The 25,816-nt window shown below is 70.3% G+C and carries 22 protein-coding genes; 15 read left to right on the top strand and 7 right to left on the bottom strand.

The window, feature by feature from the left end; all coding sequences use genetic code 11:
- Positions 1-56: 56 nt before the first annotated feature.
- The gene (gene crtI, locus ACNJ7E_RS40675; RefSeq protein ID WP_418342484.1) at positions 57-1,655 is read right to left on the bottom strand and encodes a phytoene desaturase family protein; all 1,599 of its coding nucleotides are present in this window, start codon (positions 1,653-1,655) and stop codon (positions 57-59) included.
- Between the two features lie 10 nt (positions 1,656-1,665).
- Positions 1,666-2,763, bottom strand: a complete 1,098-nt coding sequence (locus tag ACNJ7E_RS40670; protein ID WP_418342516.1) for a polyprenyl synthetase family protein — start codon at positions 2,761-2,763, stop codon at positions 1,666-1,668.
- Between the two features lie 189 nt (positions 2,764-2,952).
- Between ACNJ7E_RS40670 and metF the strand changes: the two genes are divergently transcribed.
- The gene (metF, locus tag ACNJ7E_RS40665) at positions 2,953-3,918 is read left to right on the top strand and encodes a methylenetetrahydrofolate reductase [NAD(P)H] (protein ID WP_280782572.1); all 966 of its coding nucleotides are present in this window, start codon (positions 2,953-2,955) and stop codon (positions 3,916-3,918) included.
- Here the strand turns inward: metF and ACNJ7E_RS40660 are convergent.
- The 5 genes from ACNJ7E_RS40660 to ACNJ7E_RS40640 are packed head-to-tail and all read right to left on the bottom strand — an operon-like array spanning position 3,911 to position 8,804.
- Complete coding sequence (locus ACNJ7E_RS40660; protein ID WP_280782571.1) at positions 3,911-5,071, bottom strand: glycosyltransferase family 2 protein; 1,161 nt, start codon at positions 5,069-5,071, stop codon at positions 3,911-3,913. The genes metF and ACNJ7E_RS40660 overlap by 8 nt on opposite strands.
- Positions 5,068-5,781 carry an LppM family (lipo)protein gene (locus ACNJ7E_RS40655; RefSeq protein WP_280782570.1) on the bottom strand — a complete coding sequence of 238 codons (714 nt, stop codon included), beginning with the start codon at positions 5,779-5,781 and terminating at the stop codon, positions 5,068-5,070. Before ACNJ7E_RS40655 ends, ACNJ7E_RS40660 begins: the two co-directional genes overlap by 4 nt.
- 31 nt (positions 5,782-5,812) lie before the next feature.
- The gene (locus ACNJ7E_RS40650) at positions 5,813-6,625 is read right to left on the bottom strand and encodes a carotenoid biosynthesis protein (RefSeq protein WP_418342483.1); all 813 of its coding nucleotides are present in this window, start codon (positions 6,623-6,625) and stop codon (positions 5,813-5,815) included.
- Complete coding sequence (locus tag ACNJ7E_RS40645) at positions 6,622-8,196, bottom strand: phytoene desaturase family protein (protein ID WP_280782569.1); 1,575 nt, start codon at positions 8,194-8,196, stop codon at positions 6,622-6,624. Before ACNJ7E_RS40645 ends, ACNJ7E_RS40650 begins: the two co-directional genes overlap by 4 nt.
- Positions 8,193-8,804 (bottom strand): GNAT family N-acetyltransferase, encoded by a 612-nt coding sequence (locus tag ACNJ7E_RS40640; RefSeq protein WP_280782568.1) that lies wholly within the window; start codon positions 8,802-8,804, stop codon positions 8,193-8,195. The genes ACNJ7E_RS40645 and ACNJ7E_RS40640 overlap by 4 nt, the downstream gene beginning before the upstream one ends.
- Before the next feature lie 257 nt (positions 8,805-9,061).
- On the opposite strand from ACNJ7E_RS40640, the gene ACNJ7E_RS40635 reads away from it, so the two are divergent.
- From ACNJ7E_RS40635 to ACNJ7E_RS40570, 14 genes are all read left to right on the top strand, one after another.
- Positions 9,062-9,442, top strand: a complete 381-nt coding sequence (locus ACNJ7E_RS40635; RefSeq protein ID WP_009473746.1) for an SAV_6107 family HEPN domain-containing protein — start codon at positions 9,062-9,064, stop codon at positions 9,440-9,442.
- A 233-nt stretch (positions 9,443-9,675) separates the two neighbouring features.
- Positions 9,676-10,104, top strand: coding sequence for an SCO2097 family morphological protein (locus ACNJ7E_RS40630; protein ID WP_009473745.1), 429 nt, complete (start codon positions 9,676-9,678; stop codon positions 10,102-10,104).
- 488 nt (positions 10,105-10,592) lie between these two features.
- A complete protein-coding gene (mraZ, locus tag ACNJ7E_RS40625) occupies positions 10,593-11,024 on the top strand; it encodes a division/cell wall cluster transcriptional repressor MraZ (protein WP_005247637.1) in 432 nt (143 codons plus the stop codon).
- A 196-nt stretch (positions 11,025-11,220) separates the two neighbouring features.
- The gene (gene rsmH / locus ACNJ7E_RS40620) at positions 11,221-12,237 is read left to right on the top strand and encodes a 16S rRNA (cytosine(1402)-N(4))-methyltransferase RsmH (protein WP_105413639.1); all 1,017 of its coding nucleotides are present in this window, start codon (positions 11,221-11,223) and stop codon (positions 12,235-12,237) included.
- Positions 12,234-12,911 (top strand): cell division protein FtsL, encoded by a 678-nt coding sequence (ftsL, locus tag ACNJ7E_RS40615; RefSeq protein WP_105413640.1) that lies wholly within the window; start codon positions 12,234-12,236, stop codon positions 12,909-12,911. The genes rsmH and ftsL overlap by 4 nt, the downstream gene beginning before the upstream one ends.
- Positions 12,908-14,758: a peptidoglycan D,D-transpeptidase FtsI family protein gene (locus ACNJ7E_RS40610; protein ID WP_418342482.1), complete on the top strand. Its 1,851-nt coding sequence runs from the start codon at positions 12,908-12,910 to the stop codon at positions 14,756-14,758. Before ftsL ends, ACNJ7E_RS40610 begins: the two co-directional genes overlap by 4 nt.
- A 169-nt stretch (positions 14,759-14,927) precedes the next feature.
- Positions 14,928-16,541 (top strand): UDP-N-acetylmuramoyl-L-alanyl-D-glutamate--2,6-diaminopimelate ligase, encoded by a 1,614-nt coding sequence (locus tag ACNJ7E_RS40605; RefSeq protein ID WP_418342481.1) that lies wholly within the window; start codon positions 14,928-14,930, stop codon positions 16,539-16,541.
- Positions 16,538-18,052 carry a UDP-N-acetylmuramoyl-tripeptide--D-alanyl-D-alanine ligase gene (locus tag ACNJ7E_RS40600; RefSeq protein WP_280782564.1) on the top strand — a complete coding sequence of 505 codons (1,515 nt, stop codon included), beginning with the start codon at positions 16,538-16,540 and terminating at the stop codon, positions 18,050-18,052. Before ACNJ7E_RS40605 ends, ACNJ7E_RS40600 begins: the two co-directional genes overlap by 4 nt.
- Positions 18,049-19,128 carry a phospho-N-acetylmuramoyl-pentapeptide-transferase gene (mraY, locus tag ACNJ7E_RS40595; RefSeq protein WP_005247625.1) on the top strand — a complete coding sequence of 360 codons (1,080 nt, stop codon included), beginning with the start codon at positions 18,049-18,051 and terminating at the stop codon, positions 19,126-19,128. Before ACNJ7E_RS40600 ends, mraY begins: the two co-directional genes overlap by 4 nt.
- Before the next feature lie 4 nt (positions 19,129-19,132).
- Positions 19,133-20,632 (top strand): UDP-N-acetylmuramoyl-L-alanine--D-glutamate ligase, encoded by a 1,500-nt coding sequence (gene murD / locus ACNJ7E_RS40590; protein WP_280782563.1) that lies wholly within the window; start codon positions 19,133-19,135, stop codon positions 20,630-20,632.
- A complete protein-coding gene (gene ftsW / locus ACNJ7E_RS40585) occupies positions 20,629-22,164 on the top strand; it encodes a putative lipid II flippase FtsW (RefSeq protein WP_280782562.1) in 1,536 nt (511 codons plus the stop codon). The genes murD and ftsW overlap by 4 nt, the downstream gene beginning before the upstream one ends.
- On the top strand, positions 22,161-23,309 hold the full coding sequence (murG, locus tag ACNJ7E_RS40580; RefSeq protein WP_280782561.1) for an undecaprenyldiphospho-muramoylpentapeptide beta-N-acetylglucosaminyltransferase: 1,149 nt from the start codon (positions 22,161-22,163) through the stop codon (positions 23,307-23,309). The genes ftsW and murG overlap by 4 nt, the downstream gene beginning before the upstream one ends.
- Positions 23,306-24,817, top strand: a complete 1,512-nt coding sequence (gene murC / locus ACNJ7E_RS40575; protein ID WP_280782560.1) for a UDP-N-acetylmuramate--L-alanine ligase — start codon at positions 23,306-23,308, stop codon at positions 24,815-24,817. The genes murG and murC overlap by 4 nt, the downstream gene beginning before the upstream one ends.
- Positions 24,814-25,701, top strand: coding sequence for a cell division protein FtsQ/DivIB (locus tag ACNJ7E_RS40570; RefSeq protein WP_283334265.1), 888 nt, complete (start codon positions 24,814-24,816; stop codon positions 25,699-25,701). Before murC ends, ACNJ7E_RS40570 begins: the two co-directional genes overlap by 4 nt.
- Positions 25,702-25,816 lie beyond the last annotated feature (115 nt).

The raw sequence follows: 25,816 nt of genomic DNA, 5'->3' as shown, positions 1-25,816 counted from the left end.
CATGGTCGAGGAACCAGTTTAATTGCTGCCGGCACCAGTTCCCGCCACGCCTCGCCCTATCCTCCCGCACTTGATGCTTCCGTGGGTCTTTCCGCGCTTCGTGCTGCGGTGGGCCCGGTGATGCGGGCGGCCGCGAGCTTCCCCGACAGCAGGACGGTCGGAACTCCGACGCCCGGAACGGTGCCGGAACCGGCGAGCACGACGTTGTCCAGGCCTCTGACCAGGTTGGGGCGCCGGAACGGTCCGGTCTGCCGGAACACGTGCGCTGCCGCGAAGGGGCTGCCCGCCGCCATGCCCTTGCCGAGCCAGGTGAAGGGGGTGTCGACACGGTCGATCGTGAAATGCTCCGCGATCCCGCGGTACCCGCGCGTCTCGAGTTCGCGCAGCAGTTCGTTCACGTACGGGCCGGTCAGCGACGACCACTCCAGCGGTGCGCTGTGCAGGTTCGGGCAGGGCGCCAGCACCGACAGCGGTTCCGAGGGAATCCCCGAGCGGTCCAGGACGAGGCCCGGATCCGACAGGGCGGGCCGGGTGATCAGCAGCGACGGGTCCGTCATCAGCCGTCCGCGCCCCGCGCGGGCGGTGATCTCCGCGAACGTCCGCTTCCACGCGTGACCGAAATCGATGGTGTGGTGTCGTTGGGCGGCCCACTGCGACGCGACCGCGGTGGGGACGGTCCCGTGCAGGACCACGGCGGACGGCGACACCCGCACCCGCCGGGGGGTCCGGCGTGTCACCGGGCGGAGCAGTTCGTCGACGACGGCGGTGTCCGGGGTGAGCACCAGCGCGTCGCAGTCGATGCGGTCACCCGCCGCCGTGACGACGGCGCCGACGCGGTCGCCGGTTCGCTCGAGTGCGGCGACCTCGGTGTCGAACCGGATCTCGCCACCTGCTGTGGTGAGGGCGTCGGCGAGGGCGAGCGCGATCGAGCGCATCCCGCCGCGGGGGAAGTAGACACCGAGCGAGGTGTCCATGTGGGCGATCGCGCCGTACACCGCGAGGGCGTCGGCGGGCGCGACCCCGGCGTACAGGGCCTGGAACGTGAAGATCCGGCGGAGTCTCGGATCGGTGATCGTGCGGTCGACGCGGGCGCCGAGCCTGCCGAACCCGCCCAGGGCGGTGAGCGTCAGCAGATCCCGCGCGGCCGCGGGGGACGAGACGAGATCCAGCGGCGAGTCGAAGTTCGCATCCATGAACCGGTGGTATTCGGCATCGAAGATCCGGCCGAGCCAGCGCCGCAGCCGCAGGTACCTGGCCGACTCCTCCGGCCCGCACACCCGGCTGACCTCGGCGACCATCGCGTCGGGATCGGAGTGCACGTCCAGCGAGGAACCATCGGCGAACCGCGCGTGATACGCCGGCGCCAGCCGCTCCAGGACGAGCGGCGGCCGGGTGGACGCGAAATCCGCGCCGACGGCGGCGAGGGCCTCGCCGACCAGTTCGGGCATCGTGAGGACGGTGGCACCGTTGTCGATGTCGTAGCCGGGACCACGGTAGGTGCCGACCCGGCCGCCCGGCGACGACTCCCGTTCGAGGACCGTGACCCGCCGGCCCGATCCGGCGAGGTGCAGAGCGGCCGAGAGACCGGCGAGACCCGCACCGACGACCACGACGTGATCGGTGCGGCCGGGAACCGTCCGGAGCGCGCGGGCCATCCCCGGACCCTCAGTAGTCGCGGCGCGTCGCGGCGACGGCCATCTCGGTGAGCTGCTGCTTCGCCTCGGCGGTGGCGGTGCTCGCCGCCAGCGTCGACAGCGCGTTCCCGACGAGTTCCTCGATTTGCTTCTCCACGTCCGCGACCGCGCCGAGCGACGTGATCGTGGTCCGGAGGGTGTCCACGTCCGAATCGGACAGATCGGTGCCGATGCCTTCGCGGAGGAGTTCGGCCGCCGCGGGGTCTTCGGCGTCGGCGCGCTGCAGCGACATCGCGAAGAGGACGGTTCGTTTGCCCGCCCGGAGGTCGTCGCCGGAGGGTTTCCCCGTCACGGCCGGATCGCCGAACACGCCGAGCAGGTCGTCGCGGAGCTGGAAGGCGATACCGATGTCGGTGCCGAATCGGCGGTACGCCGAAACCAGGGTGTCGTCGGCGCCTGCGAGCGCCGCGCCGAGGTGCAGGGGCCGCTCGATGGTGTACGCCGCCGTCTTGTACCGATTCACCTTCATGGCGGCGTCGATCGACTCGTCCGCCCGGGCCTCGTTGCTGATGTCGAGGAACTGCCCGCCGAGCACCTCGGTGCGCATCGCGGACCAGACGGGGGAGATGCGGGCCGATGCGTCCGGGGTGATGCCGGCTTCGCGGATCATGTCGTCGGCCCAGGCCAGCGCAAGATCGCCGAGGAGGATCGCGACGCTCTCGCCGAAGTGAGCGGAATCACCGCTCCACGCCCCGGCGCGGTGCTGTTCCGCGAACTCGACGTGGACGGTCGGGAACCCGCGGCGCGTCGTGGAGGCGTCGATGATGTCGTCGTGGACCAGCGCGCAGGCCTGAACCAGTTCCAGCGCGGAGCAGGCGCGGAGCACGGGTCCGGCGTCGGGGCCACGCGCGTCGCCGCCCGCCCCGAGCCAGCCGGTCCACGCGAAGGCCGGGCGGACCCGCTTGCCTCCGCGCAGGACGAAGTCTTCGAGCGTGGTCACGGCCTCGCGGTAACCACCGCCCACGGAGTCGACGAGGTCCTGCCGGCTGGTGAAGAAGTCGCGAAGCGCATTTTCGACCTCGGCCGCGAGGGCGGCGGGGCGCGTTCCAACGGACAGTGTTGCCTCCAGGATCGAATTCTCGCGTGCGCGCCGAGACCGGCGACAGGCGTCGACACCACCATAGTGGGCGCCCTCCCGGGTGGCCGGATACCCGGATCCCGTCGCCCGCGCAGACGCAGTGGGTGCATTGCCCCGGGCACTACCTATGCTGGACGGGTGACATTCGATTCCGTCAGGGGGCGGGCCAGCGAAGGTTGGGTGACCCGCACTCCGTCCATCGTCGACCGGATCCGGTCGTCCAGCGACGGACGGGTCCCCTTTTCCGTCGAGTTCTCGCCGCCGCGTGACGAGGCCGCCGAGGCTCGCCTGTGGCGTGCCGTCCGGGAGTTCGAGCGGATGGGTCCGGCCTTCGTGTCCATGACCTACGGTGCGGGCGGGTCGACGCGGGACCGCACGGTCCGCGTCACCGGGCAGCTCGCCGAGGAGACCACCCTCCTGCCGGTCGCGCACCTCACGGCCGTGTCGCACAGCGTCGACGAACTGCGGTCGATGGTCGGCGCCTACGCCGACCGCGGAATCAGCAACATCCTGGTCCTGCGCGGCGACCCGCCCGGTGACCCGCTGGGCGAGTGGGAGAAGCATCCGGACGGAGTCGAGTACGCCGAGGACCTCGTCCGGCTCGTCCGCGACCTCGGCGACTTCCATGTGGGCGTCGCGTCGTTCCCGGAAGGCCACTACCGGGCGCCCGATCTCGCGCACGACACCCGGTACCTGGTGTCGAAGCTGCGGGCAGGCGCCGAGTACTCGATCACCCAGATGTTCTTCGACGTGGACGACTACCTGCGGCTGCGCGACCGGGTGTCGGCGTACGACCCCGAACAGGGCGCCAAGCCGATCATCCCCGAGATCATGCCGATCACGTCGCTGCGGTCGGTCCGCCGCGTGCTCGAACTGTCGGGGTCGCGTCTCCCGGCGCACCTCGAGAAGCGTCTCGCCGCGGCTGCCGGGGACGGTCCGGAGGAGAACCGCGCCGCCGTGCGCGAGATCGGCATCGACGTCGCCACCGAGATGAGCGAACGCCTCATCGCGGAGGGCGCACCCGGCCTGCACTTCATCACCCTCAACTTCGCGCGCGCCACGAGCGAGGTGCTGGCCCGGCTCGGCGACAAGGTCGGGTCGGGTGTGGCGGATCCCGCCGCGGTCACCCCGGCGCGGGTCAGCTGAGGCTCCGCCCCTTCCACCGGGTGCGCCCGCGGCGGTGATTGCGGTGTGACGACACCGTCAGTGCCGTCACCGCGGCGACGGACAGCGGGTGCGCGACCGCCCCGGCCACGTCGGCGGCGGTGATGCGGCCACCGCGTTCGAGTGCCCGGGCGCACAGCCGCGACGTCGTGGCCGCGAGATATCCCACCGCACCCCACCGGCGCACGCGTCCCCGTCCGGCCGCGAACGCGACCGGCGGCGCGAGGTACGCCACACTCGCCGCTCCGAGGACCGCTGCGGCGCCGAGGCGGGAGCCGAATGCCGTCCACAGCCAGCGGTCGTAACCGCGGCGCAGCGCGCCGGCGTCCTCGTACATCCGGCACGACGCCGACCGGCCGGCCACGACCAGTGCGGTCGCGTGACCCCGAGTGCGGAGCAGCCGCGCGATGTCGAGGTCCTCGGTCACGCTGTCCACGACGGCCCGGTGACCTCCGACCCTGCGGTACGCGGCGGAATCGAACACCATGAACTGCCCGCAGCCCACCGCCGTCGACGGGCGCCGCGACCGGTCGGCCACGCGGATCGGCAGCGTCGCCGCCCACGACCACGCGAGCAGCGGCTGCACCAGCGCCTCGGTCACCGACCCCGCCTGCTGGAACGGCCACGGGCAGACCAGCGCGGCCTCGGACTCGCGCAGTGCGGCGCAGGCGGCCTTCAGGGCACCCGGACGCAACCGCACATCGGCGTCGAGGAACACGAGTATCCCGCCGTCGCCGCGGCCCCGGGCGAAGGCGTGCTCACTCAGCCGATGGCAGGCCGCGGGTTTGCCCACCCAGCCCGGCGGCGGTTCCGCGGTCCCCCGCACCACGGAGAAGCGGGGGTCCGCGCCGCTCGCGGCGTCCGCGACGTCGGCGGTCCCGTCCGTGGAGGCGTCGTCGTAGACGAACACCCGCAGATCGTCGACGCCTCGCTGTTCTCGCAGGTCACCGATCAGGTCCGGCAGCCGGTCACGTTCGTCCCGGGCCGGGATGCAGACGGTGACGGGTTCGGTGACCGGGCGGGCCGCCGTGGGGAGGCGCGGGGCGCGGCACAGGTTGACGACGGTGGTGGCGAGTCCGAGAACCGAGATCAGGGAGCCGATCCGGACGACCCGCTCGATCGGGCGAGAGGTCACACCTCCGAGTGGTCCCGTGCGCGACCGCTGCCGATCACCGGATCCTTGTTGCGGGCCATCCAGGCCAGCGCACCGACGATCACGGCGACGCCCAGCGTCACGCCGGCCATGATGCCCGCCCAGCCCGCGAAGCTGCGGGTGCTCGGGTCCGAGTAGCGCACCTCGGCGCGGATCGTCGAGGTGTCGCCGGCGGGAAGTTTCCACGACACGATCGAGTCGCCCTCGCGGGTGCCGTTGGTGGTGGCGACGCGCGCCGGGAAGGCGATCGTGAACTGCACGTCCGTGCCCTGCGCGGGGACCGAACTGAGATCGGCCTTCCCGTCGAGGGTCACGAGGTCGCCGGTCCGCTGGAGCGAGATCTGGAAACTCCCGTTGGCCTGCTCCGACATGGTACCGAGCTGCTGCACGTCGCCGAACGTGAGGTCGCTGAAGAACGCCTGGCTGCCGACGTACCCGTCCTTCTTGTACTCCTGGACGCGCACCTTGTCCGACAGCGAGTCGGGCGGAGTGAGTTGCGGGCCCTTGTCCTGATCGTTCGCCGGCACGGCGGCGGCCACGATCTGGCCGGAGACCCGGTCGTCGGCGGACACCCCCATCGACACCTGAACCCGCAGGCATCCCGCGAGGAGGGGCACGAGGAGGAGCCCGAGGGCCGCGAGGGACAAAGCCCTCCGCGAGCGGGTCGAGGTCGGAACTGAGGGCGGCTGCACAGTCGTATCGTGCCAGGGGAGTGGATCGGTGTCAGGCGTGAGGGTGCGTGTCGTGGGTCCCGGGTCGCCGGGCGCGCGGCCGAAGCAGCGACACGAGCAGCGGAACTCCCAGGATTCCCATCGCCAACCACCCGTAGATCGCCGAATACCGCAACTCGGGAGAGCCCAGGAACACCGAGTGGGCCAGCGCCGAACCGAGCCACGTCCACAGGAACAACCCGATCGGGACACCGTCACGGTGCCGGGTCCCGGCGTCCAGTCGACGGTCGATGCGGTCCACGGCGACGGCCATCACGGCCGCGACGACGAACCACCCGGCGTAGTTGGTCAGCGGAATGTGCTCGATACCGGGCAGGCCGGCGTCGGTGACGCACCAGCGCCACTGCCCGTCCGCGACCATCTGCGGGTCGAGGTACAGGTCCCAGCCGACCACCCCGATCGTCGTCAGCGCGATGCGCGTCAGCCGTCGACGCGGACCGCGCGCGAGCACGGACGCCACACACCACACCGGATAGAACCCGGCCGTCCACGCGAACGGCACCACGAGAGGCACCCCGGCGAGTGCAGGCCCGAGCCGGTCGACGCTGTAGTCGTAGCAGCCGTAGGGGAAGCCGGTGGCCGTGCCGACGACCTCGGAGCACAGACCGAGCCCTGCGGTGACGAGCACCAGTCCCACCGTCCAGCGGGCACCCCGGGTCACGGCCGCGTGGGTGACGGACGCCGCGGCCAGCAGCGCGACGACGAGCACGGTGACCACGTCGCGGGTACTGCCGTGCACCAGCGGGTAGACGATCTGCGCCGCGACCGCCGCGCCGGCGAGGATCAGGGGCAGGCGGGAGGTCATCGCCGGCGTCGCAGGCGTCCCAGGCCCCGCCGGTCGTCGTGGAGCGCGATGCGTGCGGCGCTGCGACCGCTCGCGCCGGACACCCCGCCGCCCGGGTGGGTGGAGGCGCCGGTGAGGTACAGGCGGTCGGCGCCCGGCACCCGGTGCCCGGACAGTTCGGGGAGGGGACGCCACATCATCATCTGGTCCAGCGACATCTCCACGTGCATGACGTTGCCGCCGAGCAACCCCATCTCGTCTTCGAGGTCCTGCGGCGACTGCACGTGCCGGTCGAGGACGGACTGACCGAAACCGGGTGCCAGCGCGTCGATCTCGGCGACGATCCGATCGGCCTCCGGTCCGGCGAGGTCGCTCCAGCGCCTGCCGCCGCTCAGCCGGTACGGCTGCCACTGCGACCACAGGGTCACCTGGTGCCTGCCCTCGGGTGCGATGGTGGGGTCGAGGCCACTGAAGCTCATTCCCAGCACCGCGGGCCGCGGCGGGAGTTCCCCGGCGAGCGCCGCGCCGTGCGCGAGCCGCAGGTGCGCGCGATCCGAGACCAGTAACTGGAGCCCGTGGGTGACCGAGGCGTCGGGCGCACTCGGATAGGCGGGGAGGGCGTCGGTGGCCAACCGCACCACCATCCCGATCCCCGGGCCGACGCGGATCCGGCGACGCCACCGGTGGAGGGTCTGCGCGTCGTACCCGCCGCGCTCGAGCAGGCCGAGCGTGGTCAGCACGTGACAGCCCGCGATCACGGCCCGTGAGCGGATCTCCCGCCCGGACGCCGTCCGCGTCGTCCAGGAGTCGCCGTCGCGGCTCAACGAGACCACCGAGTCGCCGAGCGAGACGGTCCCGGAGTCGGCCCGCAGCCTCGCGGCGAGAGCCGCGGTCAGGGCTCCGCTGCCGCCGACGGCACGGCCGGGCGGAATGGTGTGCATCAGCGCCGCGAATCCGACCATCGGCGCCGTCCCCGGCTCCGACATCGGCGGACCGGACTGGGCGCCGAACCATGCGAGGGCGGCCTTGAGACGCTCGTCGTCGAAGTACTCGTCGAGCAGCGCGTCGCCGGAACCGAGGAACTGCCGGGACAGGTCGCTGCCGCCGCCGCCCGTGTCGAGCCCCCAGAACGACGAGAGCAGCGCAGGCCCGGTCGGCGGGTTCGAGAACGCGCGCATGACGCGTGCGCTGCGCGGACCCCACACCGCCACGAACCGGCGGTACGCGTCGGCATCCGCGGCGCCGCAGGACTCCTCGATGGACCGGCACGTCGCATCCAGGCTGCGGCGGAACACGATGCCCGGCCGATCCGTACCCGCCGGGGCGGGGGCGAACGCCCACGGATCGCAGTCGAGGTACCGCAGTCCGTGCGAACCGAGATCGAGTTCCTCGACGATCCCCGTGTGACGGACCATGATGTGCGCGGACGACCCGCGGTCGACCTTGTACCCGGGGAAGCGTTCCACCGTGGACACCGCGCCGCCGAGCACGGTGTCGCGTTCGATCACCTCGACCGACCAGCCGGATCGCGCGAGGTAACACGCCGACACGAGGGCGTTGTGTCCCGACCCCACCACCACCGCGTCGATCACAGGGGAAGCCCGCGTCCCAGCACCGCGAACGGCCGGTTGTCCCCGGCGAATCGGAAGTGGCGCAGGACGTCTCTGAAGCCGAGGCGGCGATACAGCCGCCAGGCGCGGTTGTCCTCGTCCGCCACTTCGGGGGTGGAGAGCAGCACCCCGCGTTCGGGCCTGCGTTCGAGGAGGCGGAGGAGCAGGGTCTCGCCGAGCCGGTGTCCCTGGGCGTCCGGGTGGACGTGGAGTTCGGTGAGTTCGAAGTAGTTGCCGAGGATCACGTCGATCTGGTCCCGGGTCCACCCCGTGTGGCGCAGACCCGAACGGACCTGCTGGTGCCACCACTGTTCGGGCGCCCCGCGGTAGCCGTAGGCGACGGCGACGAGCCGGGCGGCCCCGTTGTCGGTGGATCCGTCACCGGCCGGGACGAGCGCGCCGACGCCCCGCCACCCCGAACGCTGCAGGTGCTCGTTCCACATCGGCGCCCGGTGGTATTCGGTGCCGTGGGGATAGCCCATGGCGGCGACGTAGATCGACAGCGCCTCGTGCAGGCGGTCGCGGAACTCGGTGGCCGAGAGTTCGACCACGAGCGGAGTCTGGTCAGCGTTCGTGTCGACCGGTCTCACCTTTCTCTTGACGACGTGTCGGTGGGTCCAGCTATATTGAATAGGTCGAACAGATGTTCGATAGCGGGGATCCGGCGATGCTCGAGGGAAGCGAGCATCGCCGGCCCCCGAACTCACGACCTGACTACGCCCGGCGGGGTGGTTGCACCGGGGTTTTGGAGGTGTTCGAAGTGATGACGAACCCGGTCACGGGACCGACCTCTGGGAACTCACGCCGACCGGGTGACGTACGCAACCCGGGCTCCAGGCGGGGTTCGGTGCTGCTCGATCGCGCCGACGCGCTCCTCGCTCAATCGGTGGGGGCCGGTGGGCCGGCGGATCGATTCCACAGCGCGTATCTGGCCGCGCTCCGCGGGGCGGGCGCAGTGCTGGCCGCCGTCGAGGGGCCCGCAGCGGGGCGCAGACGGACACGAACGCGTAACGCCTGGGTTCTCATGGCCGACGCGGCGCCCGAATTCGTGAACTGGGCCGACTACTTCGCCGGGCACTCCGCCACCCGCGCCGCGATCGAGGCGGGAATGTCGCGAACCCTCACCGATCTCGAGGCCGACGAGTTCTTCGTCGAGGTCGGACGCTTTCTCCAGGCCGTCGAAGATCACATCGGACGTGGCGCGGGTCTCGATCTGCGGGCGTCCTAGTCGGCGGCGGGCCCGGAAACGGCGGGAAAACGGTGGGACGTCCGCGACATTGCGGTGCCCCGAACGGGGTTCGGTGCGGGAGTCCGTAAGGTTGGTCGGGAACTCGTACGTGGAGTAGGTGGTACGGGGATCGAACTGCTCGTATTATTAAATCTAGGTAGCCGCCAAAGTCGGTTACCCACCGTCTCGCACCGTGAGGCGGTGGCCAACACTCCAGTGCCGGGGGAGGTACCGTGCCACTCTCCGAGCACGAGCAGCGCATGCTCGACCAGATCGAGAGCGCTCTCTACGCCGAGGATCCCAAGTTCGCCTCCACTGTGCGAGGCGGTCGCATGCGTGCGGCATCGAGTCGTCGTCGATTGCAGGCGGTGGCCCTGTTCGTTCTGGGGCTGGTCCTGCTCATCGCCGGCGTCGCCCTTCCGATCAAGCCGGGCGGTTTTCCCGTCATCAGTCTGATCGGCTTCATCGTCATGTTCGGTGCCGGAGTCCTCCTCCTGTGGGGTGGAGGAAAGAGCAAGTCCGGACAGTCCTCACGTGGTGGCTCGACCACGCAAGGTGAGACCGGCCGTGCCGATCGCGGTAAGCCCCGAAGCGGGCGCAAGAGTGGCGGATTCTCGTCGCGAATGGAAGACCGCTTCAAGAAGAGATTCGAGCAGGAGTAGTACTACCCGCTCAGCAGCCCAGTGGCGGCGTGGCATGTGATGCCGCGCCGCCACTGCTGTGTCGGGGCCCGGTCCCGGGTCGCCCGGGTGCGGAGGCGGGTCGATCCGGTGGGGCCAGTGAACCGTCCCGCCCACGAATTCCCACCCTCACCCACCCCGTTTCCCACTTTCCCCCCTTTGCTCCGCGACGAACCGCGAGACGGGGGCGCCGCCACCTCGCGTTGGGCTTTCACCTGGGCTTTTGCGCCATCCTGCCCTGTTGTGGGGACGAGCCCGATCGGCTCCGCTCGTGGCGGTGATCACGTCGGGAATTTTCCCCCACCATCTGCAATGAGCGTTGACCAGCAAGTATTGGGCAAATTGGGGAACAACACGCCGTTATCCACCTTGTGGGTGGGGGAAAGTGGGGTACTGTGGTGCGCAGCGGGGAGCGAAGGTGAACCGCCCGGGCATACGGCGTTCGATATGAACGCGGTGGGAGGTGTCGAGTGTTTCTCGGTACCTACACGCCGAAGCTCGACGACAAGGGGCGGCTCACGTTGCCCGCAAAGTTCCGGGATGCGCTGGCGGGAGGGTTGATGGTCACCAAGGGTCAGGATCACAGCCTCGCGGTGTATCCCCGGGAAGAGTTCACCGCTCTCGCACGCAAGGCCGCGGCCGCGTCGAGAAGCGATCCGGAGGCGCGAGCCTTCGTTCGCGGACTGGCGGCAGGTACCGACGAGCAGCACGCAGATGCCCAGGGGCGCATCACCCTCTCGGCAGATCACCGTCGTTACGCGGGTCTCTCCAAGGACTGCGTAGTGATCGGTTCGGTCGATTTCCTCGAAATCTGGGATGCGCAAGCCTGGCAGACCTACGTCGAGGCGAACGAGGAGAACTACTCGCAGGCAACAGGAGTCGCGCTCGGCGAGATCGTCTGAGCGTGACCGCGTCCCCGCGAATGCCGCGAGGCCTCTGTCCGACGGAACCCTGACGCACTTCCCCAGCGCCAGGTTTTCATTTCGGGCAGGGACCTCGAAGCATTCGCCACGGCAACTGGCCGACAAGAGAAGGTCGAGCAGTGAACCCCGGCATCGGGCACTTCACCCGCACCACTGAGCAGGAGCCGGAGGGATCATGGTGGATCACGAGGGGGAAGATTCCTCGCCCGCCGATGGTTTCGGTCACATTCCGGTTCTGCTTCACCGCGCCGACGAACTGCTGGGTCCCGCCCTCACCGTGAACGACCCGCAGGGCGGGGGAGCCGTCATGATCGACGCGACCCTCGGTCTCGGCGGACACTCCGAGCACTTCCTGCGGACCTACCCTCAGCTGAGGCTCATCGCCCTCGACCGAGATCCGCACGCGCTCGAGATCGCCGGCGGACGGCTCGCACCGTTCGCCGATCGCATCACGTTCGTGCACACCCGCTACGACGGCATCGAGGACGCGCTCGACCAGGCGGGCCTGCCCGCGCAGGAGTCGGTGCACGGGATCCTCTTCGACCTCGGCGTTTCCTCGATGCAGCTCGACGAATCGGATCGGGGGTTCGCGTATTCGATCGACGCGCCCCTCGACATGCGGATGGACCCGACCACCGGCATCACCGCGGCCGAGGTCCTCAACACGTACAGCCACGGAGATCTCGCTCGTATCCTCAGCACGTACGGCGAGGAGCGCTTCGCGGGCAAGATCGCGTCGGAGATCGTCCGGCAGCGCGCGAAGGAGCCGTTCACCACCAGCGCAGCGCTGGTCGAACTGCTGTACCGCTCCATTCCTGCGGCGACCCGCCGTACCGGGGGACATCCCGCCAAGCGGACGTTCCAGGCCCTTCGAGTGGAGGTCAACGGCGAGCTCGATTCACTGCGCGCCGCGGTCCCGGCTGCACTCGACGCGTTGACCGTCGGGGGACGCGTCGTGTTCATGTCGTACCAATCCCTGGAAGACCGGGTCGTCAAGCAGGAAATCACTCCCAGGTCGAAGTCGAAGAGCCCCGAGGGGCTTCCTGTCGAACTACCGGGGATGGGACCGGAGTTCCGGATCCTCACACGAGGGGCGGAGCGGGCGTCCGAACAGGAAGTCGAAGAGAACCCACGATCAGCCCCGGTGCGTTTGCGCGCTGCAGAAAGAATTGCCAGGAGGTCGGCGGCATGACGGTTCAGGTGAGTTCCACCGAGATGCGGCCCGCGCGGGCGGCCAACCGGACGGGCGCGGCTGAGCGGGCGTACAAGAAGCGCACCCAGCGTGCGGCCGTGCACAGTGGGTCCGCGATCGCCGTCTCCGGCAAGAACCGCACCGGTACGCTCACCGCCCGCATCCCGTTCGTGGCGACGATCCTCGTTCTGCTCGCCATGGGTCTGGCCATGACACTGCTGCTGACCACCCGCTCCGCCGAGGACTCGTACCAGCTGAGCGCCGCCCGCGCTCACAACCAGTCACTCGCGGAGGAGAAGGCCGCGCTGCAGCGTGACGTCGAGACCGCCAACTCCGCCCCGAAACTGGCAGAGGAAGCGGCCAAGCTCGGCATGGTGCCCGCCAACGATCCCGCTCGCCTCGTAGTCCACCCCGACGGCAGCGTCGAGGTCGTCGGAAAGCCGGCCCCGGCGTCCGGTGCACCCGTGCCGCCGCTGGATGTCGCTGTCCCGCCCACCCAGCGCGGCAACGCCGTCGCGACCGCCCCCAACCGCGGGACGACGACGCAGTCGCCGCGCGCCACGCCGCAGCCCGGCAATGGCACGGAGATCCAAGCTCAGGGTGAACAATTGGTTCCCGTGATCCCCTCGACCACCGCTCCGACGACTGCTCCACCGTCCGGCGGTCGCCGGTGAATCGAAGCGCACCGAGAAGTCGTCCCCGGCGCCCCAAGGGCGCCGGTTCGGCGTCCTTTCCGTTCAGGCAACGGTACGGACGCCTGGTGATGTTCTTGGCGCTCGGCCTCGCCGCAGTGCAGCTTCTGTGGATCCAGGTCATCGACGCACCACAACTGTCCGCGGAGGCGGCGAACCAGCGCACCACCACCGAGGTGGATCCGGCGCTGCGCGGGTCGATCACCGACCGCAACTCCAACCCCATTGCGTTCACGATGGAAGCGAAGGCCCTGACGTTCCAGCCCGTACGGGTGCGGAAGGAACTCGAGGAGGCGAAGGCCAAGAGCGACACCGCCCCCGACGTCGACTCCCGTCTCGACGCGATCGCGAAGGAGATCCACGACCGGCTCGGCGACGCCGCACCCGAGAAGGATCTGAAGGAGAAACTGCACGGCGACGACACGTTCGTCTATCTCGCGCGCAGCGTCGACCCCAACATCGCGGCGCAGATCAGCGACAAGTTCCCGGAGGTCGGACTCGAACGCCAGGACATCCGCGAGTATCCGGGCGGATCCCTTGCCGCCAACCTCGTCGGCGCCACCGGCTGGGACGGCCACGGACTGCTCGGCCTCGAGGACTCGCTCGACTCCACCCTGGCAGGCACCGACGGCTCCCAGACCTACGACCGGGGCTCCGACGGCGCGGTGATTCCCGGCAGCTGGCGTGACAAGCAACCGGCGGTGGACGGGTCGAGCGTCGAGCTCACCATCGACTCCGACCTGCAGTACTACGTTCAGCAGCAGGTGCAGATGGCCAAGGACAAGTCCGGTGCGAAGGACGCCTCGGCGGTCGTGCTCGACTCCCACACCGGTGAGGTGCTCGCGATGTCGAACGACAGCACGTTCAACCCGGCGATCGGGGTGGGCAACAATCCGCGGACCGCGGAGATGGGCAACCTGTCGGTGAGCACGCCGTTCGAACCGGGCTCCGTCAACAAGATCGTCACCGCGGCCGCCGCGATCGAGTACGGGCTGACCACACCGGACGAAGTTCTCGAAGTTCCCGGCAACATTCAGATGTCGGGTGTGTCGGTGAAGGACGCGTGGGACCACGGGGTCGCCCCGTACACGGCCACGGGTGTGTTCGGGAAGTCCTCGAACGTGGGCACCCTGATGCTCGCTCAGCGGGTGGGGGAGGACCGCTACGCGGACATGCTGTCCAGGTTCGGGCTCGGCCAGCGCACCGACGTCGGGCTACCCGGTGAGAGCGCGGGCAGCGTCCCCAGCCGCGACCAGTGGTCGGGGGGCACGTTCGCGAACCTGCCGATCGGTCAGGGCCTGTCGATGACGCTGCTGCAGATGACCGGCATGTACCAGGCGATCGCCAACGACGGCGTTCGCATCCCGCCGCGCATCGTCAAGGCGACCGTCGACGCGTCGGGGAACCGGACGGAGACCGAGGCGCCCGAGGAGGTGACGGTCGTCAGCCCCCAGACCGCGTCCACCGTCCGTGACATGTTCCGCTCCGTCACCCAGAACGACACGGGCAACCAGCGCGGTACCGGGGTGCAGGCAGCCGTCGACGGGTACCAGATCAGCGGCAAGACGGGCACCGCCCAGCAGGTCGACCCCGCCTGCAAGTGCTACTCGAACTCGAACTACTGGATCACGTTCGCCGGGATCGCCCCCGCCGACAACCCTCGGTACGTCGTCGGAATCATGCTGAACGCGCCGACACGCAGCGCGGACGGTTCCGGCGGCCAGTCCGCGGCGCCGCTGTTCCACAACATCGCGTCCTGGATGCTGCAGCGCGACAGCGTGCCGATGTCCCCGGACCCCGGACGCAGGCTGGTGCTGCAGGCCGATTGAGCGAAGGTCGGCCGAATCGGGTTCCGAGAGCGCTCGCGGTAATCTGACACGTCGGCCGTTCAGTGGACACGGACTTTCCCGTGGACGCAGGGAACTGCCGAGGTAGCACGCTGTATCGATCCGTGCACTATGCCGTTGTCAGTGAGAGTCGACATCCGAGAGGAGCCCGGTGCCTGTTCCGTCCCGCCCGCAGTCGGCGTCAGTGGAGGTGAAGGTCACAGACAGCCTTCGCCCCGCCCAGCCGGTCCGTACCACGGTGAGCGCTCTGGCGGCGCTCGCCGGAGCGAGGGTCGAGGCACCCACCGGAACCGCCGAGCACGTCATCGTCACCGGGGTGGATCTCCGCGCCCAGGGGATCGTCGAGGGCGATCTGTTCGCGGCCCTTCCCGGGGCCCGCGCGCACGGCGCGGAATTCGCCGCCGACGCTCTCGCACGCGGCGCGACCGCGATCCTCACCGACGAGGCCGGATTCGCGCTGGTGTCCGCGCTGGGCTCGGACATGCCGGTGCTCGTCCACGACGACCCACGCGGCGTCCTCGGTGAGCTGTCGGCAACCATTTACGGCCGGCCCTCGGAGAAGATGCAGGTCATCGGCATCACCGGGACGTCGGGGAAGACCACGACCTCGTATCTCGTCGAAGCCGCGCTCACCGCCGCGGGGCGGACGACCGGTCTCGTGGGCACCATCGAGACCCGGATGAGTGGCCGCCGGGTGCCGAGCGCACTGACGACCCCTGAGGCGCCGCAGCTCCACGCCCTGTTCGCCGTGATGCTCGAGCAGGGGATCGACACCGTCGTGATGGAGGTGTCCAGCCACGCGCTGTCGCTCGGCCGCGTCGACGGAGTCCGCTTCGATGTGGGCGCCTTCACGAATCTCTCCCAGGACCACCTGGACTTCCACCGCGACTTCGAGGACTACTTCGCCGCGAAGGCGCGGCTCTTCGCGGCCGATTCGTCCGTGCACGCCCAGCACGCCGTCATCTGTATCGACGACGTGTGGGGACAGCGGATGGCCGACGTCGCCCGCGGTGCGCACTCGATCGTGACGACGGTCGCGACCACGCCGGACAGCGAGGGCGCGGTGTGGACGGCGGGCCCGGCGACGGTGTCGCTCTCGGGCTCGCAGACCTTCGCGCTCACCACGGCCGAGGGCACGACACTCGACGTGGAGCTCCGTCTGCCGGGGCAGTACAACGTCGCCAACGCTTCCCTCGCCGTCGCGCTGTGCGCGGCGCTGGGTGCCGATCCGCGCGACGCCGCCCGGGGCATCGCCGGGGTCGACGTGCCGGGCCGGGTGCAGCGGATCGACCGGGGACAGGACTTCCTCGCCGTCGTCGACTACGCGCACAAGCCCGCAGCGGTCGAGGCCGTGATCGCGACGCTGCGCGACCAGGTGCGCGGTCGCGTCGCTGTCGTCGTGGGTGCGGGCGGCGATCGCGACGCAGGCAAGCGGCCGCTGATGGGCGCCGCGGCCGCGCGCGGTGCCGACCTGCTGATCATCACGGACGACAACCCCCGCACCGAGGACCCGGCGAAGATCAGGGCCGCGGTCCGCGAGGGCGCTCTCGGAGTGCCCGAATCCGAGCGGGGACAGGTGTGGGAAGTAGCGGACCGAGCGAAGGCGATCGCCGACGCCGTCGGCTGGGCGCAGGCAGGCGACGTGATTCTGGTCGCAGGCAAGGGACACGAGATCGGTCAGGAGATACACGGGGTGAAGTACCCATTTGACGACCGCGACGTACTGGGCGACGCGATCGAGCGACAGGTCGGAGGAGCGCGATGATCCCGATGACACTCGCTCGCATCGCCGAGATCGTGGGCGGCGAACTGCACGACGTCGCCGATCCGTCGGCCGAGGTGACGGGAACGGTGGAGTTCGACTCGCGCAAGGTCACCGCCGGGGGGCTGTTCCTCGCCCTGCCCGGCGCCCACGTGGACGGCCACGATCACGCGGCGTCGGCGGTCGAGGCCGGTGCGGTCGCGGTCCTGGCCGCGCGCCCGGTCGGCGTCCCCGCGATCGTCGTCACCCCGACGCCCAGCGACATCCCGAGCAAGGCGATGGCTCTCGAACACGACACCGACGGATCGGGCGCCGCCGTGCTCGCGGCCCTCGCGAAGCTCGCGCGCGCCTCCGTCGACGGCCTCACCGCGAAGGGGCTGACCGTCGTCGGCGTCACCGGATCGGCGGGAAAGACGTCGACCAAGGATCTGCTCGCCGCCGTCCTGCGCCCCCTCGGCCTCGTCGTCGCGCCGCCCGGATCGTTCAACAACGAACTCGGCCACCCGTGGACCGCGCTGCGCGCGGACGCGGACACGGGATTTCTGGTTCTGGAGATGTCGGCCCGCGGCCGCGGCCACATCGCCTCCCTCGCGAACATCGCACCCCCGAGGATCGGGGTCGTCCTCAACGTGGGTACGGCGCACCTCGGCGAATTCGGTTCGCGTGACGCGATCGCCGCCGCCAAGGGCGAACTCGCGGAGTCGCTGCCCTCGGCGGACGAGGGTGGTGTCGCGATCCTCAACGCCGACGATCCGCTGGTGGCAGCCATGGCCCCGCGCACGTCGGCCCGTGTGGTCCTCGTCGGCCGGTCGGAGTCCGCGCACGTGCGGGCCACCGACATCGTGCTCGACGAGAAGGCAAGGGCGCGTTTCACTCTCACGGCGCCGGCGGGCAGTGTCGCCGTCGAGCTCGCCGTGCACGGCGAACACCAGGTCGGCAACGCGCTCGCCGCAGCGGCGGTGGCGCTCGAATGCGGGGCGGACCTCGAGCAGATCGCGCAGGCCCTCTCCGGTGCCGCCGCCGTCTCGGCGCGCCGGATGGACGTCCGCGACCGGCCGGACGGTGTGACCGTCGTCAACGATTCGTACAACGCGAACCCCGACTCGATGCGGGCGGCCCTGAAGGCGCTGGTGTCGATGGCCAGGACGGGCCGGGGTGCGGCGCGCCGGAGTTGGGCGGTGCTCGGAGAAATGGCCGAGCTGGGTCCAGAATCAGTGGTCGAACACGACGCCATCGGCAGATTCGCCGTCCGACTGGACGTGAGCAGGCTGATCATCGTCGGAACCGGCAGGCCCGCCCGCGCCATGCATCAGGGTGCGGTCATGGAGGGTTCGTGGGGTGAGGAGTCGATCCTCGTCCCCGACATCGCCGGTGCGGTCGCCTTGCTCGAAGCGGAACTGGCGCCGGGTGATCTGGTGCTGGTCAAGGCGTCGCAGTCCATCGGATTGTGGGAGGTCGCGGACACGGTGTTGGCGGGAAGCACGGGACAGAAGGGTTCGGAGGCTACGCGGTGAGACAGATCCTCTTCGCGGCGGGCATCGCGCTCGCCGTCTCGATTCTGCTGACCCCCGTTCTCATCAAGGCCTTCTCCCGTCAGGGATTCGGCCAGGAGATCCGTGTCGAAGGTCCGGCGAGCCACCAGTCGAAGCGCGGCACCCCGACGATGGGTGGCGTCGCCATCCTCGCCGGACTGTGGGCCGGCTACTGGGGTTCGCACCTGATCGGCATCGGCTACAACGCGGACGGGCCGTCGGCATCGGGACTGCTGGTTCTCGGTCTCACGACGGCGCTCGGCGGGGTCGGGTTCCTCGACGACTTCATCAAGATCCGCAAGCAGCGCAACCTCGGACTGAACAAGACGGCGAAGCTGGTCGGACAGCTCATCGCGGCAGTGGCGTTCGGCATTCTCGCGCTGCAGTTCCGGGGCGCGAACGACCTCACACCGGGCAGCGAGCACCTGTCGTACGTGCGTGACATCGCGACGGTCACGATGGGCTCCGTCGTGTTCGTCGCGTTCTGCTACCTCCTGGTGAGCGCCTGGTCGAACGCGGTCAATCTCACCGACGGCCTCGACGGTCTCGCTGCCGGGTCCATGAGCCTGGTCCTCGGCGCGTACGTGATCATCACGTTCTGGCAGTACCGCAACGCGTGCGAGACGAGCCCCGGCAAGGGCTGCTACGACGTCCGAGATCCGCTCGACCTGGCCCTGATCTGCGCAGCCGGTGCCGGTGCGTGCATCGGATTCCTGTGGTGGAACGCGGCGCCGGCGAAGATCTTCATGGGCGACACCGGTTCGCTGGCACTCGGCGGCATGCTCGCCGGACTGTCGATCACGACGCGCACCGAACTGCTGATGGTCGTGATCGGCGCGCTGTTCGTCGCCGAGGCGGCATCGGTCGTGATCCAGGTCGCGGTGTTCCGGTCGAGCCGAAGACGAGTGTTCCGGATGGCTCCGTTCCATCACCACTTCGAACTCGCAGGGTGGGCGGAAACCACGGTGATCATCCGGTTCTGGTTGTTGGCCGCCATCGCCTCCGCGATCGGGCTCGCGCTGTTCTACAGCGAGTACCTGGCAGCGATCGGGGGCTGACGACGTGGCAGAGGAACACGGCGGGCTCGACTGGTTGCGGGGTCGCAGCGTCCTCGTCGCCGGTGCGGGTGTCTCCGGCCGGGCCACCATCGAACCTCTTCGTGACCTCGGTGCGCTCGTCACCGTGACCGACGCGAACGTCGACGCCCTCGCCGAGTGCGCGCGGCTCGGCGCCGCGACCGTCCCGATCGACGATCTGCTCGCCGAGCGGGACCGGGTCGCCGAGTTCGCGCTGGTCGTGACGAGCCCGGGGTTCCGCCCGGACGCACCGCTGCTCTCGCTCGCCGCCGGGGACGGGGTACCGATCTGGGGCGACATCGAGTTCTCGTGGCACGTGGACCGGGCCGGGCTCTACGGCCCGCCGCGACGGTGGCTGGTGGTCACCGGCACCAACGGCAAGACCACGACGACCTCCATGCTGCAGTCCATCCTCGAGGCGGCCGAGCTGCCGAGTCTGGCCTGCGGCAACATCGGGCTTCCGGTGCTCGACGCCCTGCGGCACACCGAACCCCGGGCGGAGGCGCTGGCGGTCGAACTCTCGTCGTTCCAGCTGCACTGGGCGCCGTCGGTCCGGCCGGCCGCAGGCGCGATCCTCAATATCGCCGAAGATCATCTGGACTGGCACGGCGGGATGCAGCCGTACATCGATGCGAAGGCGCGCGCCCTGACCGGTGAGGTCGCGGTGCTGGGCCTCGACGACGAGGTCGCGTCCTCTCTCTTCTCATCGTCCCTCGCAGCCCGGACCCTGGGTTTCCGGCTGGGGGTGCCGGCGCCGGGCGAGCTGGGTGTCGAGGACGGGTACCTCGTCGACCGCGCGTTCGCGGACGGCGAGCGGCTGGCCCCGACCGAGGGGATCACTCCGCCCGGGCCTGCCGGACTGATGGATGCCCTGGCCGCGGCGGCTCTGGCACGGGCGATCGGAGTTCCGCCGGACGCGGTCGCCGCAGGTTTGGCCGCCCACGTCGTGGGCCCGCACCGCGCGGCACTCGTCGCCGAGGTCGGGGGCGTGACGTTCGTCGACGACTCCAAGGCCACCAACCCGCACGCCGCCCGCCCGTCGATACTCGCCCACGAGCGGGTGGTGTGGATCGCCGGGGGTCTGCTGAAGGGTGCGCGGGTCGACGACCTCGTCCGGGAGGTGGCCGGTCGCCTCGCCGGCGCCGTCCTACTCGGCCGCGATGCGATGCAGATCGCAGAGTCCCTTGCGCGACACGCCCCCGAGGTTCCCGTGGTCACTGTGGAAACGGGAGACGATGCAGGTGTGAGTGCAGTCCCGCAGACCGCGACGCACCGGGTGGTGCTGCCGGCGGACACCGACAGCGACGCCGTGATGGGTGTCGTCGTGCGTGAGGCGGCTGCGCTGGCAACGGCAGGGGATTCCGTCGTCCTGGCGCCTGCGGCGGCCTCGCTCGACATGTTCGCCAGTTACGGCCACCGGGGGGACAGCTTCGCGGAAGCCGTCGGCGGGCTCGACGCGTCGGACATCTCCAGGACGCTGCGATGACCTCCGCCGGAGCCCGCACCCGACGCGTCCCCGAGGGACAGCGGTCCCCGGCTCGCACGGCGGCCGCCCCCGGTGTGGCGAAGCGTGCACCATCCGGTCCCCGCACCCGCACTGCACCTCCGCGCGGCCCGCGCACCCGGATCGGGGCCTGGCTGTCGCGGCCTCTGGCGTCGTTCCACCTCGTGGTCACCATCGCGTTTCTGCTGACGGTCCTCGGCCTGGTGATGGTGCTGTCGTCGTCGAGCGTCGAGGCCTACGCCTCCGACGGTTCGGCGTACACCCTCTTCACCCGGCAGGCGTTGTTCGCGGCTCTCGGGCTCGGCCTGTTCTACGCGGCGCTGCAGATCCCGGTCCGGGTGATGCGCGCCCTGTCGTTCCCGGCCTTCGCGGTCACGATCATCCTGCTGGTTCTGGTCCTCATACCCGGCATCGGCACCGTGTCCCAGGGCACCCGCGGCTGGTTCGTCGTCGCGGGATTCTCGTTGCAGCCCGCCGAGCTCACCAAGATCGCGCTGGCCGTGTGGGGTGCGCACATCCTGGCGTCGCGGCGCAGCGACATCTCCAGTGTCCGGGACATGCTCGTTCCGCTGGTGCCGGCCGCGCTCGTCGCGTTCGTCCTGATCATCCTGCAGCCCGACCTCGGCACGACGGTCTCGCTGGCCATCATCCTGATGGCGCTGCTGTGGTTCGCGGGCCTGCCGCTGAAACTGTTCGTCGCCATCCTCGGCACCGGTTTCGGCGGAATCGTGATCCTCGCGCTCACCGCCGGCTACCGCTCCGCTCGCGTGCGCGAGTTCCTCAATCCCGGTTCCGACCCGCAGGGCATCGGGTACCAGTCGCGGCAGGCGATGTATTCGCTCGCGGACGGCGGGATCCTCGGACGAGGGCTGGGGCAGAGCCGCGCGAAGTGGAGCTACCTGCCGAACGCCCACAACGACTTCATCTTCGCGATCATCGGCGAAGAGCTCGGATACCTCGGCGGCGCCGCCGTCCTCGGCTTGTTCGGACTGTTCGTGTACACGGGCCTGCGCATCGCGGCCCGGTCCGCCGACCCGTTCCTGCGCCTGCTCACCGGAACGGCGACGGTGTGGATCACCGGACAGGCGTTCATCAACGTGGGGTACGTGATCGGGCTGCTGCCCGTCACCGGCCTGCAATTGCCGCTGGTGTCGGCCGGCGGAACGTCGACGGCCACCACATTGTTCATGTTCGGCCTCGTCGCCAACGCGGCGCGGCACGAACCGGAGGCGGTCGCGGCGCTGCACTCCGGGCAGGACGGCCCGTTCGGTCGTCTTCTGCGTCTCCGCAAGCCGGAGGCGTATTCGCCGGTGCGGGCCGACGCGGCACGCGCCGAGGCGGTGCGCCGCGCCGAAGCCCGGCGGAGGGCCGGTCGCGAGATGGCCCCGCGGACCCGCAGCGTCACATACGAGAAGGGCCGCCCCGAACGCGGCAAGGGCCGCACCCCCGAACGAGGTGCACGTCAACAGCGAAGCTCGGGTGGCCGAGCAGGAGAGCGAGGATTTCGTAGGTGAACGGCGACAAGTCCACCCTGTCGGTGATCGTGGCCGGTGGTGGTACCGCCGGGCACATCGAGCCGGCTCTGGCAGTGGCCGATGCGATCAAGGCGATCGACGACACCGCGGTGGTGACCGCTCTCGGCACGGCGCGCGGCCTCGAAACCACCCTGGTTCCCGAGCGGGGCTATCCGCTCGAGCTCATTCCGCCGGTGCCGCTGCCCCGTAAACCCACCCTCGACCTGCTGCGGCTTCCCGGCCGGGTACGCGCGTCGGTGCGCCGCACCCGCGAGGTACTCGACGCGACCGGCGCCGACGTCGTCGTCGGGTTCGGCGGGTACGTCGCACTGCCCGCATACCTGGCGGCCGGCCCCGGTCTGCTCCGCCGCAGGCGCCGCATTCCGATCGTGGTGCACGAGGCGAACGCCAGCGCCGGGATCGCGAACAAGATCGGTGCCCGCCGCGCCGCCCGGGTCCTGGCGGCGGTCGCCGGTTCCGGAGTGTCCGCTCGCGGCCGCTCGGAGGCGGAGATCCTCGGGATCCCGGTCCGGGCGTCGATCACCGGTCTCGACCGGGCGGCTCTGCGCGCGGAGGCGCGTGCACACTTCGGGCTCCCCGCCGAGGGTCCGGTGCTGCTCGTCTTCGGCGGCTCGCAGGGTGCGCGGTCGCTCAACGAGGCCGTGTCGGGCGCGGCGGAGTCGCTCGCCGCGGCCGGTGTGGCCGTTCTGCACGCGCACGGACCGAAGAACACCCTCGACGTTCCCGCGACCCCGGGCGGCCCGCCCTACGTGGCCGTTCCCTACCTGTCGCGGATGGACCTCGCGTATTCGGCCGCGGACGCGGTGATCTGCCGGTCGGGCGCGATGACGGTGGCGGAGGTGTCGGCGGTGGGACTTCCCGCGGTATACGTGCCGCTGCCCCACGGCAACGGGGAGCAGGAACTGAATGCGCGACCGGTGGTCGCCGCCGGAGGTGGAATGATTGTCGCCGACGGAGACCTGTCCGCCGGATTCGTCGCGGAGACCGTGATCCCTCTGCTGCGCGACCCCGCACAGCTCGAGGACATGGGGCGACGGGCGGCCGGCGCGGGTCACCGCAGCGCAGCCACCGAGGTTGCGCGGATCGTGCTCGACGTGGCCGCGCTGACAAGGGGAACCCGATGACCGACCTGCCCGCGGAGTTGGAACGAGTCCACATGGTCGGGATCGGCGGCGCCGGAATGTCCGGAATCGCGCGGATCCTGCTGGCCAGGGGAGGGCAGGTGTCCGGATCGGACGCCAAGGAGAGCCGCGGCGTCCTCGCCCTGCGTGCCCGCGGCGCGCAGGTCCGCATCGGCCACGACGCCGGCGCGCTCGACCTGCTGCCCGGCGGCCCGACCGTCGTGGTCACCACCCACGCCGCCATCCCCAAGGACAACCCGGAACTGGTGGAGGCGGCCAGGCGCGGGATTCCCGTGATCCTGCGGCCCGCGGTGCTGGCGTCGCTGATGCAGGGGCACCGCACCCTGCTGGTTTCCGGCACCCACGGCAAGACGTCGACCACGTCGATGCTGGTGGTGGCGCTGCAACACTGCGGCTTCGATCCGTCGTTCGCGGTCGGCGGCGAACTCAACGAGGCCGGAACCAACGCGCACCACGGCAGCGGCGACGTGTTCGTCGCGGAGGCCGACGAGAGCGACGGTTCGCTACTCCAGTACGACCCGGACGTCGTCGTCGTCACCAACGTCGAAGCCGACCACCTCGACTACTTCGGCAGCACCGAGGCGTACATCCAGGTGTTCGACGATTTCGCGGCCCGTCTGTCGCCCGGCGGTCTGCTCGTCGCCTGTCTCGACGATCCAGGGTCCTCGGCGCTCGCGCAGCGGGTGGCGGCGCGGGGGCTGCCCGGTGTGCGGGTGCTGGGATACGGCAGCGCCGAGAACGCGGACGGGGCCTTCGCGTCGGTCGACGGTGTCGAGGTCGGCGCGCGACTGCTCAGCTTCGAGGCGAGGGACGTCGGCGGAGTCCTGCAGTTCCAGCTGGCCGGCGAGCAGTCGCCGAGGACGGTCCGGATGGGTGTGCCCGGCAGGCACATGGCGCTCAACGCGCTGGCGGCTCTCCTCGCCGCCCGGGAGGCAGGCGCCGACGTGGACGAGATCCTCGAAGGCATCGCCGGATTCGGGGGAGTGCACCGCCGGTTCCAGTTCACCGGCCGCGAGCACGGGGTCCGCGTGTTCGACGACTACGCGCATCACCCGACGGAGGTGCGTGCCGTGCTCGGCGCCGCCGCCGATCTGGTGCGCCATCCCCACGAGGCCGACCGCCGAGAATCCGAGGACTCGGTGCGCAGCGGCAAGGTCATCGTGGTGTTCCAGCCCCACCTGTACTCCCGCACAGCAACATTCGCGGAAGAGTTCGGACACGCCTTGGATCTCGCCGACGAGGTTGTGGTCCTCGACGTGTACGGCGCGCGCGAAGAACCGCTCCCGGGTGTCAGCGGCGCCCTGGTCGCGCTGTCGGTGTCGAAGCCGGTGCACTACCAGCCCGACCTGTCGCTGGCACCGCGTCAGGTCGCGGCACTCGCGTCCCCCGGGGACGTGGTGATCACCATGGGTGCCGGTGACGTGACGATGCTCGGCAACCAGATCCTCGACGCTCTGCGTGCGGCTCCGCACCACCACCCGTCGCGATGACGCGGGAGCGTCGGGGCCGGTCCGAGCGGCCGGACCGCCCGGTTCGCCGCGACGTCCAGCGAAGTCCGCGGCCGGGGGCTGCGGCCGGTGCCCGCGCGACGGCGAGCGATCGGGCGTCCTCGCGTCGGCGCACCTCGACGGTCACCGAGCCCGGAACGCGGCGCACCCGCGAATCGGCCTCGGCGGCACGGAAGTCCGCGGCGGTGGAGACACCGCGGCGGCCGTGGTACCGGCGGCCGGCGGTGATGGGCGCCGTCGGTGTCGTGGTGGTCGTGGCGCTCGGTCTCGTCGCCTGGTTCACGCCGCTGCTGTCGGTGCGGAAGACGGATGTCGCGGGGGCGATGTCGATCTCCGAGGAGCAGATTCGGCAGGTGCTGGCGGTGCCGCAGGGGCAGCCGTTGCTGCGTGTCGACACGGAGGGCGCGGCTCAGCGGGTCGCCGCGATCCCGAAGGTGGCGTCCGCGCGCGTCCAGCGGGTGTACCCGTCCACCATCCGGGTCACGGTAACCGAGCGGGTGCCCGTCGTGTTCGTCGACAGCCCCGGCGGTACCCATCTGCTCGACGCGGAGGCCGTGGACTACGAGATCGCACCGCCGCCGCCCGGGGTGCCGCGTCTGGTGACGGAGTCGCCGGGGTGGGGCGACCCGTCGACGGCGGCGGCGATCGAGGTGCTGGAGTCGATGCCGCCTCAGCTGCGCGGTCAGGTGGGACAGGTTGCGGCGAAGTCGATTTCGGATATCTCGGTGACGCTGCTCGACGGCCGGATCGTGGTGTGGGGCGGTACGGAGAAGTCCGAGCGCAAGGCTGCGGTCACCCTGCCGCTGCTCACCCAGCCCGGGCAGACGTACGACGTGTCGAGTCCCGACCTGCCGACGGTGCGGTGAGGGGTCGTGACCCGGATGCGAAACAGTTGCGGGCGAGTTCGTCAAATAACTCGGCGCGTCTCGGCGCGCCTAATGGCGTATCCCTATGCCGGTGCATAGCGTTTCGCTCTAGTCG

It is taken from the genome of Rhodococcus mengyinensis (assembly GCF_048381435.1).
Lineage (GTDB): Bacteria > Actinomycetota > Actinomycetes > Mycobacteriales > Mycobacteriaceae > Rhodococcus_F > Rhodococcus_F opacus_D.
The sequence above is the reverse complement of the archived record's forward strand: the minus strand, read 5'-3'. Positions and strand labels throughout refer to the sequence as shown.

Bases quoted from the DNA above. Each gene is read 5' to 3' on its own strand.
- ftsL (WP_105413640.1), top strand. From the start codon at position 12,234: ATGACGGTTCAGGTGAGTTCCACCGAGATGCGGCCCGCGCGGGCGGCC.
- ACNJ7E_RS40650 (WP_418342483.1), bottom strand. From the start codon at position 6,625: ATGACCTCCCGCCTGCCCCTGATCCTCGCCGGCGCGGCGGTCGCGGCG.
- ftsW (WP_280782562.1), top strand. From the start codon at position 20,629: ATGACCTCCGCCGGAGCCCGCACCCGACGCGTCCCCGAGGGACAGCGG.
- ACNJ7E_RS40600 (WP_280782564.1), top strand. From the start codon at position 16,538: ATGATCCCGATGACACTCGCTCGCATCGCCGAGATCGTGGGCGGCGAA.
- murC (WP_280782560.1), top strand. From the start codon at position 23,306: ATGACCGACCTGCCCGCGGAGTTGGAACGAGTCCACATGGTCGGGATC.
- crtI (WP_418342484.1), bottom strand. From the start codon at position 1,655: ATGGCCCGCGCGCTCCGGACGGTTCCCGGCCGCACCGATCACGTCGTG.
- ACNJ7E_RS40570 (WP_283334265.1), top strand. From the start codon at position 24,814: ATGACGCGGGAGCGTCGGGGCCGGTCCGAGCGGCCGGACCGCCCGGTT.
- rsmH (WP_105413639.1), top strand. From the start codon at position 11,221: ATGGTGGATCACGAGGGGGAAGATTCCTCGCCCGCCGATGGTTTCGGT.